9 protein-coding genes and 1 pseudogene are annotated in these 12,229 nt (G+C 68.6%); 3 read left to right on the top strand and 7 right to left on the bottom strand.

Annotation, left to right across the window (positions count from 1 at the left end; translation table 11 throughout):
* The first annotated feature begins 88 nt into the window (after positions 1-88).
* Positions 89-3,604 (top strand): indolepyruvate ferredoxin oxidoreductase family protein, encoded by a 3,516-nt coding sequence (locus tag KF889_13555; GenBank protein ID MBX3500470.1) that lies wholly within the window; start codon positions 89-91, stop codon positions 3,602-3,604.
* A 117-nt stretch (positions 3,605-3,721) separates the two neighbouring features.
* Here KF889_13555 and KF889_13560 read toward each other — a convergent pair whose 3' ends face one another.
* Together KF889_13560 and KF889_13565 are read right to left on the bottom strand one after the other, a co-directional pair.
* Complete coding sequence (locus KF889_13560; GenBank protein MBX3500471.1) at positions 3,722-4,519, bottom strand: SDR family oxidoreductase; 798 nt, start codon at positions 4,517-4,519, stop codon at positions 3,722-3,724.
* Positions 4,520-4,948: 429 nt separating this feature from the next.
* Positions 4,949-5,245: pseudogene (locus tag KF889_13565) on the bottom strand (ribosomal protein L7/L12).
* Positions 5,246-5,345: 100 nt separating this feature from the next.
* Between KF889_13565 and KF889_13570 the strand changes: the two are divergent.
* Positions 5,346-6,962 carry a gamma-glutamyltransferase family protein gene (locus KF889_13570; protein ID MBX3500472.1) on the top strand — a complete coding sequence of 539 codons (1,617 nt, stop codon included), beginning with the start codon at positions 5,346-5,348 and terminating at the stop codon, positions 6,960-6,962.
* 75 nt (positions 6,963-7,037) lie between these two features.
* On the opposite strand, the gene KF889_13575 is transcribed toward KF889_13570, so the two are convergent.
* Positions 7,038-7,415, bottom strand: a complete 378-nt coding sequence (locus tag KF889_13575; protein ID MBX3500473.1) for a VOC family protein — start codon at positions 7,413-7,415, stop codon at positions 7,038-7,040.
* Positions 7,416-7,503: 88 nt separating this feature from the next.
* Here KF889_13575 and KF889_13580 point away from each other — a divergent pair, with 88 nt between their 5' ends.
* Positions 7,504-8,118 carry an ABATE domain-containing protein gene (locus KF889_13580; GenBank protein ID MBX3500474.1) on the top strand — a complete coding sequence of 205 codons (615 nt, stop codon included), beginning with the start codon at positions 7,504-7,506 and terminating at the stop codon, positions 8,116-8,118.
* On the opposite strand, the gene KF889_13585 is transcribed toward KF889_13580, so the two are convergent.
* From KF889_13585 to KF889_13600, 4 genes are all read right to left on the bottom strand, one after another.
* Complete coding sequence (locus tag KF889_13585) at positions 8,115-10,538, bottom strand: PAS domain S-box protein (GenBank protein ID MBX3500475.1); 2,424 nt, start codon at positions 10,536-10,538, stop codon at positions 8,115-8,117. The genes KF889_13580 and KF889_13585 overlap by 4 nt on opposite strands.
* Positions 10,539-10,558: 20 nt before the next feature.
* The gene (locus KF889_13590; GenBank protein MBX3500476.1) at positions 10,559-10,972 is read right to left on the bottom strand and encodes a response regulator transcription factor; all 414 of its coding nucleotides are present in this window, start codon (positions 10,970-10,972) and stop codon (positions 10,559-10,561) included.
* Positions 10,973-11,358: 386 nt separating this feature from the next.
* Positions 11,359-11,658: a hypothetical protein gene (locus tag KF889_13595; GenBank protein MBX3500477.1), complete on the bottom strand. Its 300-nt coding sequence runs from the start codon at positions 11,656-11,658 to the stop codon at positions 11,359-11,361.
* A gap of 130 nt (positions 11,659-11,788) precedes the next feature.
* A complete protein-coding gene (locus tag KF889_13600) occupies positions 11,789-12,085 on the bottom strand; it encodes an SCP2 sterol-binding domain-containing protein (protein MBX3500478.1) in 297 nt (98 codons plus the stop codon).
* Positions 12,086-12,229: the final 144 nt, after the last annotated feature.

Consider the following 12,229-nt stretch of genomic DNA (forward strand, 5'->3'; position numbering starts at 1 on the left):
ATGAGGTCTGCGATACCGCTCTGGCGGCCCCCCTCAGTTCCTATAAACTGCCGTTCAGCAAACCGAACATGCGTAAGGAAACGCCAGCATGAACGCGCCAGCGAAGATCGCCGACCTGACGCTCGACAATTACACGCTGGAAGATCGCTATATCCGCGAGCGCGGCCGCGTGTACCTCACCGGCATCCAGGCGCTGGTGCGCCTGCCGATGATGCAGCGCCAGCGCGACCAGGCGGCCGGGCTGAACACCGGCGGCTTCATCTCGGGCTACCGCGGCTCGCCGCTGGGCATGTACGACAACGCGCTGTGGAGCGCGAAGAAGTTCCTCGCCAGCAACAACATCCACTTCAAGCCAGGGCTGAACGAGGACCTCGCCGCCACCGCCGTCTGGGGCACGCAGCAGGTCAACCTGTTCCAGGGCGCCACGGTCGATGGCGTCTTCGCCATCTGGTACGGCAAGGGCCCCGGCGTCGACCGCTCGATGGACCCGATCAAGCATGGCAACGCGGCCGGCAGCTCGCCCAACGGCGGCGTGCTGGTGCTGGCCGGCGACGACCATGGCTGCCAGTCCTCGACCCTGCCGCATCAGTCCGAGCAGGTCTTCCAGGCCGCGCTGGTGCCGGTGCTGAACCCGGCGACGGTGCAGGAGTACATCGATTTCGGCCTGCTCGGCTTCGCGATGTCGCGCTACTCCGGCTGCTGGATCGGCTTCAAGGCGATCTCCGAGACGGTCGAGAGCGGTGCCTCGGTCGACATCGATCCCGACAACCTGAAGGTCGTCATTCCGACAGACTTCGAGATCCCACCGGGTGGCTTGAACATCCGCAACCCCGATCCGCCGATGGAGCAGGAAAAGCGCCTGCACCTCTTCAAGCTCGAGGCGGTGAAGGCCTTCGCGCGCGCCAACAACATCGACAAGCTGGTGCTCGATCCGCCCAGGCCGCGCATCGGCATCATGACCACCGGCAAGGCCTATCTCGACACGCGCCAGGCGCTGGAGGATCTCGGCATCGCCGAGGACAAGGCGCTGCAGCTCGGCATCCGTCTCTACAAGGTCGGCATGACCTGGCCGCTCGAGCCGGTGCGTGCGCGTGAATTCGCCGAGGGCCTTGAAGAGGTGATCGTCGTCGAGGAGAAGCGAGAGATCCTCGAGGACCAGCTGACCAAGCTGCTCTACAACACGCCGGCCGAGCGCCGGCCCAAGATCATCGGCAAGTACGACGAGACCGGCCGGCGCATCCAGCCGACCGAAGGCGAGCTGTCACCGACGGGTGTCGCGCGCGTGATCGCCGAGCGGCTGAAGGTGCGCGGCGAGGGCGGGCCGGAGATCATCCAGCGGCTGGCCCGCGTCGAGGCCAAGGAGAAGCTCTTGCAGGCGCCGCCGCCGAAGACGGTGCGCACGCCGTTCTTCTGCTCGGGCTGCCCGCACAACACCTCGACCCGCGTGCCCGACGGCAGCCGCGCCATGGCCGGCATCGGCTGCCACGGCATGGCGATGCTGATGCCGCACCGGCGTACGTCGCTGATCACGCATATGGGCGGCGAAGGCGTGCCGTGGATCGGCTCAGCGCCGTTCACCAGCGAGAAGCACATCTTCCAGAATTTGGGCGACGGTACCTATCACCACTCCGGCCTGATGGCGATCCGCGCCGCCGGCGCCGCGGGTGTCAACATCACCTACAAGATCCTGTTCAACGACGCCGTCGCCATGACCGGCGGCCAGCCGCATGACGGGCCGCTCACCGTGCCGCAGATCACGCGGCAGGTCGCGGCCGAGGGCGCGCAGCGCGTCGTCGTCGTCACCGACGAGCCGGACAAGTATCCGATGGGCAGCGACTTCGCGCCCGGCGTCACCATCCACCACCGCGACGAGCTCGATGCGATCCAGAAGGAGCTGCGCGAGACGCCCGGCCTGACGGTGCTGGTCTACGACCAGACCTGCGCCGCCGAGAAGCGCCGCCGGCGCAAGCGCGGCACCTTCCCGGATCCGCAGAAGCGCGCCTTCATCAACGATTCGGTGTGCGAGGGCTGCGGCGACTGCTCGGAGAAGAGCAACTGCGTGTCGGTGAAGCCGCTGGAGACCGAGCTGGGCCGCAAGCGCCAGATCGACCAGAGCAACTGCAACAAGGACTTCTCCTGCGTCAACGGCTTCTGCCCGAGCTTCGTCACCGTCCATGGCGGCCGCCTGCGGCGCAACCGCAAGGCCGCGGCCGATGCGGTGCAGGCCGATCCGTTCGCCGATCTGCCGATGCCCGCCGTGCGGCCGCTCAACGAGGCCTATGGCATCCTGGTCACCGGCATCGGCGGCACCGGTGTGATCACCGTCGGCCAGCTGATCGCCATGGCGGCACACCTCGAGGGCCGCGGCTGCACCTCGCTCGATTTCACCGGCCTGGCGCAGAAGAACGGCGCCGTGATGAGCCATGTGCGCCTGGCGCCAACGCCCGGCGACCTGCACGCCGTGCGCATCGCCGCCGGCGGCGCCAACCTGGTGCTGGGCTGCGACATGGTCGTGGCCGCCGCGCCGGCGGCGCTGTCGCGCATCGAGCAGGGCGTGACGCGCGCGGTGATCAACGGCTATGTCGCGCCGACCGCCTCGTTCGTCATCGACAACGACATCAACTTCGAGCAGCAGGCGATGATGCGCTCGATCCGCGAGGCGACGGGCTCGTCGAACGCGGAGTTCGTCGATGCCACGGGCATCGCCACCGCGATCCTCGGCGACTCGATCGCCACCAACCTGTTCATGGTGGGGTATGCTTGGCAGAAGGGCCTGATTCCGCTTTCCCTGCAGGCGCTGCGTCGCGCCATCGAGCTCAACGGCGTCGCCGTCGACACCAGCCTGCGCACCTTCGACTGGGGAAGGCTGGCGGCGCACGATCCGGCCGCCGTCGAGGCCGTGGCACGGCCGCAGATCCGCGAGGAGAAGCTTCCGCCGCAATCGCTCGACGAGCTAGTGAAGAAGCGCGTGTCACTGCTGACCGCCTACCAGAACGCCGCCTACGCCGAGCGCTATCGCGCCTTCGTCGAGAAGGTGGCATCGGCCGAGACGGCGCGCGCCAGGGGCCGTTCCGGTCTCGCCGAGGCGGTGGCGCGCGCGCTCTACAAGCTGATGGCCTACAAGGACGAGTACGAAGTCGCGCGCCTGTACACCGACGGCGATTTCGAGAAGAAGCTGCGCGCGCAGTTCGAGGGCGACTTCAGGCTGAAGTTCAATCTCGCGCCGCCGCTGCTGGCCGACCGCGATCCGGTGACCGGCGAGCTGAAGAAGGGCGAGTACGGGCCGTGGGTGTTCACCATGTTCCGCGTGCTGGCCAGGCTGAAGGGCCTGCGCGGCACTACCTTCGACATCTTCGGCTACACCGAGGAGCGGCGCACCGAGCGGCGCCTGATCGGCGAGTATATGGAGACCATGTCGGAGATCGTGGGCAAGCTCGACCAGACCAACCATGCGCTGGCGCTGCAGATCGCCGGCCTGCCGGAGACCATCCGCGGCTTCGGCCACGTGAAAGAGAAGAACCTGCACAAGGCGAAGGAGCGTGAGGCCAACCTCCTCGCCCTCTTCCGCAGCCCCGCGGCACCACCGGCGATGGCCGCGGAGTAATCCATCGCTGAAGCAGTCCGCGACATCACATCACGCTGTCATCCCGAGCGTAGCGAGGGATCCAGGGCCAGCCTGGATCCCTCGCTACGCTCGGGATGACAGATGATTCTGCCCGCGCTACCCGCCAAACCCCGGCCGCGGCACCAGGCCCATGAGGGTCTGTGCGAGGCCGCCGTCGACGACGAACTCCTGGCCGGTGACGTACGAGCTGCGCTCGCTGCACAGGAACAGCGCGACGTCGGCCATGTCCCTGGGCGCCGCGACGCGGCGCAGCGGCACCATTTCGGCACGCCGTTCGGCGACGCCTTGTGCGCGGTAGAAAGCCTCCGACATCGGCGTGCGCACCAGCCCCGGTGCCAGCGCGTTGCTGCGCACGCCTTTCGGACCCCACTCATAGGCGAGCTGGCGCGAGAGCATGGCGACTCCCGCCTTGGTGACGCTGTATGCGCCGCTGAAAGGCTGCGGTTCGCTGGCGGCGATCGAGGTCACGTGCACCAGCGCACCGCTGCCGCGCGCCAGCATGGCGCGGCCGAAGACCTGGGCGCAAAGCAGGTAGCCGGTGAGGTTGACCGCGAGCTGCGCATTCCAGTCGGCCAGCGACAGCGTGTCGAGGTTGCCCGGCCGCAGGATCGCCGCGGTGTTGATCAGCGCATTGGCCGGGCCGAGGGCCTTCGTCGCCTGGGCCGCCGCCTGCTCGATGCTCGCGGCATCCGACGTGTCGCAGCCGATGGCGAGCGATCTCGCACCCTTTGCCCGCAACTCGCCGGCCACCGCCTCGGCGCGCGGCAGGTCGCGCTCGAGCAACACCGTCGAGGCTGCCTCGGCGGCGAAGGCGCGCGCCATCTCAGCGCCCAGGCCGCCGCCGGCGCCCGTGATCACCACCACCTTGTCCTTCAGATCAAGCCAGTCCGCCATGCGCGCCTCCCCACCTCACACGATCGGCGACTGCGAGGGCCTCATGCGCGCGACCAGAGCGCCGATCTCCGCCTGGTCCTTGCCGGTGAGCTGGACGATCATCGCCGTGATGTCGGCCTCCGACATGCCCTTCTCGTAGGCGCGCTCGATGGCGCGGCGCACCATCGGCGACTCGGCGATGATCTCGCTGACATTGGCGTCGACGAACAGCGCCTGCGCCGCGCTGGGCGCCGGAGTCTGCTCGAGCGCATCGGCGTATTCCTTCGAGCGCTTGAGATCCCAGCCGGTGTTCTCGCGGATCAGCTTGATCGCCTCGATCTTGTTGCCCCTGGCGATCAGGTCCCCGGCGGCGCGCCGCACCATGGCCTCGTCCATCGGGCCATCGTCGCGCGGCGCGGCCTGGCCGAAATTCGCCAGCGGCACAACATTTGGGATCGCCTCGACATAGTCCTTGGCTTCCTTCAGACCGAGCCCGGTGTGCTCGCGCACCGCCTTGATCGCCTCGATCTTGTTGCCCTCGGCGGCGAGCTTGCGCACATGGTGATCGAGCGGCGCGAGCGTCGTCGCCGCCGGCCGGGACGGTGCCTGTGGTGCCTTCACCGGACGCGGCGCCACGGGCTTCTGGTCGCCGCCGACCACCTCGGCGCGACGGCTGCGCAGCACCAGCCACAGGCCGATGGCGCCGACGACGACGCAGCCCACGATCCACCAGGTTTCAGCCGGCATCCATGCCTCCCGCCTCCGGAGCGCCGACAGTATAGACGGGCAGCGATGCGAGCGCGGCCCTTTCACCGTGTGGATACGGGCGTTAGGGTGCGGCCGCCCGATGCCCGCCAGAGGTCGTTCCGTGCCGTCTTTCTCCTACGATTTCCCGTACGCGTCCAAGAAGCTCCCGGTCTTCGCCAGCAACGTCGTAGCGACCTCGCAGCATCTCGCGGCCACCGCGGGCCTGCGCATGCTGGCCAAGGGCGGCAGCGCGGTCGACGCGGCGATCGCCACGGCGATCACGCTCACCATCACCGAGCCGACGATGAACGGCATCGGCTCCGACGCCTTCTGCATCCTGTGGGACGGCCAGAAGCTGGTGGGCATGAACGCCTCGGGCCGCGCGCCCGCTCTGATGACGCCCGAGCGTTTCACCGGCAAGGACAGGATGCCCGATGTCGGCTGGGATTCGGTGAGCGTGCCGGGCTGCGTCTCGCTGTGGGTCGGCCTGCACGCGAAGTACGGCAAGCTGCCCTTCGCCGATCTGTTCGAGCCGGCGATCCGCTACGCCCATGACGGCTATCGCGTGTCCTACATGGTGGCGCGCCAGTGGGACCGGCAGATCGCCCGCCTGAAGGACCAGCCGGGCTGGGCTGCAGCGTTCATTCCCAACGGGCGCGCGCCCAGGCCGGGCGAGCTGTGGAAGTTCCCCGACCAGGCAAGGACGCTGAAGCTTATCGCCGAGAGCAAGGGCGAGGCCTATTACAAGGGCGAGCTCGCCGAGAAGATTGAGAAGTTCGCCATCGAGTGCGGCGGCACCCTGCGCGTCTCCGATCTCGCGGCGCACAAGGCCGATTGGGTCGATCCCATCGGCATCTCCTATCACGGCACGTCGCTGCACGAGATCCCGCCCAACGGCCAGGGCATCGCCGCCTGCATGGCGCTGGGCATCCTCGAGAATTTCGATCTCGCCGGCCATGATTGCGACGGGCCGGAGGTCGCGCATCTGCGCATCGAGGCGATGAAGCTGGCCTTCGCCGACATCCATCGCTACGTCGCCGATCCGACGCACATGACGGTGAGCTCGGCGCAGCTGCTCGACAAGGGCTACCTGAAGTCGCGCGCCAGGCTGATCGACCCGAAGAAGGCGCAGCAATTCGGGCCGGGCGTGCCCAAGCTCAGCGGCACGATCTACCTCAACGCCGCCGACGAAAGCGGCATGATGGTCTCGCTGATCCAGTCCAACTACTCGGGCTTCGGCTCGGGCGTGGTCGTGCCCGGTACCGGCATCGCGCTGCAGAACCGCGCCTCGGGCTTCGTGCTCGATCCCAGGCACCCGAATATGGTCGGCCCGGGCAAGCGGCCCTTCCACACCATCATTCCCGCCTTCATCACCAAGGATGGCAGGCCGGTGGCGACCTTCGGCCTGATGGGCGGCGGCATGCAGCCCCAGGGCCACATGCAGGTCTTCTCGCGCATCGTCGATTTCGGCCAGAACCCGCAGGCGGCGATCGACGGGCCGCGCTGGCGTATCCACGAGGACGGCAACGTCTGGACCGAGGAGCATATGCCCGATGCGACCCTGCAGGGGCTCGAGGCACGCGGCCACAAGCTCACGCGCACCCAGTGGCCGAGCAACGATTTCGGCTCGAGCCAGATCATCTGGCGCTTCCCCGATGGCGGCCCCTATCTCGGCGCCTCGGAGAGCCGCCGCGACGGCGCCGCCGTCGGGTTCTGATTCTCTGTCATCCCGAGCGAAGCGAGGGATCTACGGCCGGCCTGGATCCCACGCTGATGCTCGGGATGGCAGCGCTTAAACCGCCGAACCGTAATACGCCTCGACCCGGTAGCCGTCGGGATCGATGACGAAGCTCGCGTAGTAGGTCGGGCTGTAGTCGGCGCGCAGGCCGGGCTTGCCGTTGTCCTTGCCACCGTTCTTCAGCCCGGCGGCGTGGAAAGCGTCGACCGCCTTGCGGTCCGGCGCCGTGAAGCAGAAATGCAGGCCCGAGCGCATGTCTGCCGGCACCGGCGCCTCGCTGGCGCTGATCCAGAACACCACGCCTTCCTTGCCGTAGCCCAGCGAGCCCTCGCCGGCGCTCAGGCACTTGTACCCCAGCGGCTTCATCACCGAATCGTAGAACCTCTTGGTCCGGGCGATGTCCTTCACGCCGATCGACACATGGTCCAGCATTTGTCCTCTCCTAACCTTCTTGAAGGTTAGTTCTCTATTTCGACGGGCCCACCTTGTCAACCATCTATATGGTTAGTATGTGGATGACATGAGCGAAGCCCTCGTCCCGGCCGCCAAGCCCGATCTCTGCCTGGAGTTCGTGAACACCCGGTTCTGGCGCGGCAGCGAGCCCTCAACCGAGACCCTGAACGCGCCCGAGGACCTGCTGGCCTGGTGCGCGGCGAACCGCGCGCATCTGCCCGAGACCGTCGCCACGGTGGCCAAGCATTGGCGAGCCCATCCCGAGGAGGCGGCGCAGGCGTTGCGCCAGTCGGTGGCAATCCGCGAGGCCATCCACGGCGCCTTCGCCGAGGTCGCCGCCGGCCGTCAGCCCGGCGCCGCGGCTCTGGCGCCGCTCAACCAGGCGCTGGCGCAGGCGCCCGGCCGCACCGCGCTGCAACCCAGCGAGCATGGCCTGGCGTGGACCCTGCCGCGAATGCAGAGCAGCGTGCCGGCGCTGCTGGCCTCGGTGCTGTGGTCGGCGGGCGATCTGATGATGAGCGGCAAGCTCGATCGCGTGCGCCGCTGCGCCAACGACAAGTGCCAGTGGCTGTTCCTCGACGACAGCCGCGGCGGCACGCGCCGCTGGTGCACGATGAGCAGCTGCGGCAACCGCGCCAAGGCGCATCGCCACTACGCGAAGAAGAAGAAGAGCGAAGGCTAGGCTGCGACGGGAAAGGTCAGGCGGAACAGCGCGCCGCTGCCCGGCTGGTTCTCGACGGTGATCGTGCCGTCCATCTTGCGCACGATCTCCGAGCTGATCGACAGTCCCAGACCGGTGCCCTTGCCGCTGGGCTTGGTGGTGAAGAACGGCTCGAACAGGCGCGGCAGCACCGCCTCGGGGATGCCGCTGCCGTTGTCGGCGACCTCGACGATCACCTGGGCCTGCGCCGCGTCGTGGCGTGCGCGAAGCGTGACGCGGCCGCGGCCGCGCGCCTTGCGCTCGGCCTCGCCCGCCTCGTTGAGCGCGTCGCGCGCGTTGATCATCAGGTTGATCAGCACCTGCTGCAGCCGGTTGGCGTGCCCGGCGATCGCCGGTAGCGCGCCGGTCGGCTCAAACAGCAGATCGATGCCGGCCAGCCGAATCTGCTCGTCGACCAGGCCGACGGCGCCGACAATCGCCTGCCCGACGTCGAAGGCGGCCGGCTTGTCGGAGCGATGGGCGAAGCCCTGCAGCGAGCGGATGATGCCCGAGGCGCGACGGATCTGGTCCTCCATGCGCCTGAGCCGGCCCAGCGTGTCGGCGGCGAAGCCTTCCGGTTCGTCGCGGTGGACATTGTCCTCGATCTCGCCGGTCAGTCCCTCGACGGCGAACTGCAGCACGGTGAGCGGCTGGTTGATCTCGTGCGCCATGCCGGTTGCCATCTGGCCGACGGTGGCCAGCTTGGCGGCGTCGAGCAGCTGCAGCTCGGCCTCGCGACGCTCGGTCTCGTCGACGCCGAGGAACAGGATGTAGTTGACGCGGCCAATGTCGTCCTGCACCGGGCTGGCCGTCACCCGCACGATGCGTCGACGGGCCTGCGGCCGCGGCAGCACGCTGTCGAACTCGACCGGTGCCAGGTCCTGCGATCCCTCATGCGCCAGCCAGCGCTCGAGGATGCCGCGGTCGAAGCTGGAGGACACCACCTCGTCGAACCGGCGGCCGCTGATGTCGCGGCCCGGGTCGCCGGTGGCGGCAAGGAAGGTGCGATTGGCCAGCACCACCCTGAGATCGCGGTCGATCAGCAGGATCAGCGCGCCCGCCGACTCGACGATCGAGCGCAGCTTCATGGTGTCGTCGCGCTGGCGCGCCTCCATGACGATCTGCGCTTCGACGTCGCGGATGATGCCGGAGAAACCGTAGTGGCCGGCGGCATCGGGCTCGCCGCTGGCCGTGAAGCGCACTTCGACGTGCCGCAGCGCGTCGGGCGAGCCGCCGCCGCGCACGGTGACGGCGTTCAGGCGATCCGGCACGCGCCGCGCCTCATGCAGAGTGGCGCCCAGCACGGCATGATCGGCGGGGTCGACGATCGAGGCGAAGGTCCGGCCGATCAGCGTTTCGGCCCTCACGCCCAGCACCTGCGTCGCGGCGGCGCTGGCATAGGTGAAGCGGCCAGCGGTGTCGGTCGAGAAAACGACGTCGACGACGGAGTCGACGAGATTGCGGTAGCGCGCCTCGCTGGCCGCGAGTTCGCGCTCGTGCGCGCGCTGCTGAGTAATGTCGGTGCTGGCTCCGCGATATCCGATGAACACCCCGCGCCGATCGTAGACCGGCCGACCGGAGATGCGCATTTCGCGCGCCTCGCCGAGTGACGTCACCAGCTTGTACTCGAAGCCACGAAACTCCTGGCGCGCTTCGAGCAACGCCAGATGATCGGCCCAGCTCCCCTGGATCGGTTCCGACTGCTTGAAGTCCCAGCGCCGCTTGCCCAGCGCGAAGGGGCGCAGCGGCGCCATGCCGGGCATCTCGGTGTCGAAATTGACGAAGCGATGCTCGACATCGGTGTCCCAGACGAGGTCCGAGGAGACCTTGGCAAGGTCGCTGAAGCGGCGCTTGAGCTCGTCGTGGCGCTCGGCGGCCTGGCGGGCCGTCAGCTCGGCCTCGACCAGGCGCGCCAGTGCCCGCAGGCCGGCGAGCCGGTCGGCGGCCAGCGCCGCCCAGGGCCGCTCGTCCATGATGCAGACCGCGCCGACCGGCCGGCCGTCAGGCGCGCGCACGCCGACCGCGGCGCAGAAACGGACGAGAGGTCCGCCGGCGACCAGCGGATGGCGGCGGAAGCGGTGGTCGCGCCGCACGTCGAGAGCGACCAGCGTGCCGTCGTCGCCGAGCGTCTGCGCACCGAACGAGCCGATCGCCGGCACCTCGACGGCGTCGAAGCCGCGGCGGGCCTTGAACCATTCGCGATCGGCATCGATCACCGACACCGCGGCCATCGGCACGCCGAACATCGCAATCGCCAAATCGACGATACGCTCGAAGGCCGCCTCGGGTCCGGTGTCCAGCAGGTCGCAGGCGCGCATCGCCTCGAGGCGGGCCGCGTCGCGCAGCACAGTCCCCGGCACGTCGCTCGCGGAGTCGATGTCGACCGACAGGGTGCTCAGCATCTTCGCGACCCGGTAGGGCCTCAGGTCCCGGGAACAGTGAGCGTCGGCGGCTGGCCGCCCTCGGCCGGGTTGTTGATGCGATCGATCAGGGTGTTGAGCTTGAAGGGCTTGAGCAGCACCGCCTCCGCGCCGCTCGACAGCGCGCCATCGACCGACTGGCGATCGAGGTGGCCGGTCATGACGATCAGGCGTGGTCGCGGCGCTTCCTGGCCGCAGACCTGGCGCACCAGGTCCAGACCGTCGCCGTCCGGCAGGCGCACATCGGTGAGGATGATGTCGACCGGGCCGCCGGCCTCGGCCAGCGCTTTCTGGGCGTCGCCGAAATTGGTCGCCGTCGCGACCTGGTACTGGCGGCGCTTGAGGCTGCCGGCGATAACCTCGAGAATCTCGGCCTCGTCCTCGACGATCAGGATGACTCGCTGCTGCTGCGACATGGGGGATTCCTGCCCGTTTATTCGGCGACCACTATGGGAGCGGACGCGCCGACGGCCAGTGAGATTGGGTCCAACCCGGATGTTTATCGCAGCCCTTCACACGATACCCTCCGCCCAGCCCGGAATCCGTCGCGCCTGCGGTCGGCGGGCACGTCGTGCCCGCCCTGCGCGACGCGCTGCAGGCCGAGCTTAGCGCCGACCGGATCGGGAAACACCGTCTCCAGGCAGAACGACTCGCCCAGCGCCATCAGCAGCCGCCGCTCCGCGTTGGCGACGTCAGCCGCCTGCCGGCCCGCGAAGCCGCGTTGGCGGCATCGAGCTCGCGCGCGATTAGATGCGGCAGTCCTCGGCCCTCGGCCGGCTGAGCCGGCGCAGGGTGTCCTCGATCACGCCGGGCGGCCCGCGCCCTCCTTCATCGGCACGAAGACGCGGCCCTCGAGCCGGCCCAAGGTACGTCTTCCGTCGGGCTCGATCCGCACCAGCAGGCGGGGATGCCGGGGATCGCTGCCGCAGCGCGGCCCGCCCAGCGCGCGCAGATGGGCCTGCACGGTGCCGCGCTCGCGCGATCGTGCCAGCTCGTCGAGCAGGTAACCCAGCGTCTCCCACCGGGCCGCCGCCGGTGTCGCCGCACCGCCGCGCGCGGCCTGGACCAGCATCCCGGAAAGCTTGACCGGGGTGCCCCCCATGCGGACCCTCCAGGTAGCATTCTACTACCTCAAGATTGACGGGGCGGCGCCGCGTCGCAAACCCGGCGCCGTGCAACGAAAAAGGCCGGCGTCGCCGCCGGCCTTGCCGCAATCCCGCTCGAGCCGGGATCTAGCGCAGGATGCTCTGCAGCTTCATGGCGACGCCCATGTCGCCTTCGATCTTCAGCTTGCCGGTCATGAACGCGGTCATGCCGTCGAGCTTGCCGCCGACCAGGTCGACGAGGTCGGACAGCGACATCTTGATGGTGCAGTCGGCGGCGTTGTCGTCGTTGCTGACGGCCACCGGCGTGCTCTTGCCGTCGATGAAGATCGCGCCCTCCGGCGTGGCGAACTTCACCGTATTGCCGAAGGCGCTCTTGCTGCCGGCACCGGCCTTCATCTTCTCGGTCAGTTCCTGAAGGGTCATTCGCGATCTCCCGGTTCCCTGTCTCGACCGTGCCCGAGGTTTCGCGGGCCGGCAATGGCGGCGCGCAGAGTGATTGACCTTTACGTAAACGTCAAATACCAAGACGGAGCCGCGCGTGAACGTCGATTTACGCGCCAACACACG

This window comes from Alphaproteobacteria bacterium, assembly GCA_019635875.1.
Taxonomy (GTDB): Bacteria; Pseudomonadota; Alphaproteobacteria; order Reyranellales; family Reyranellaceae; genus JAFAZJ01.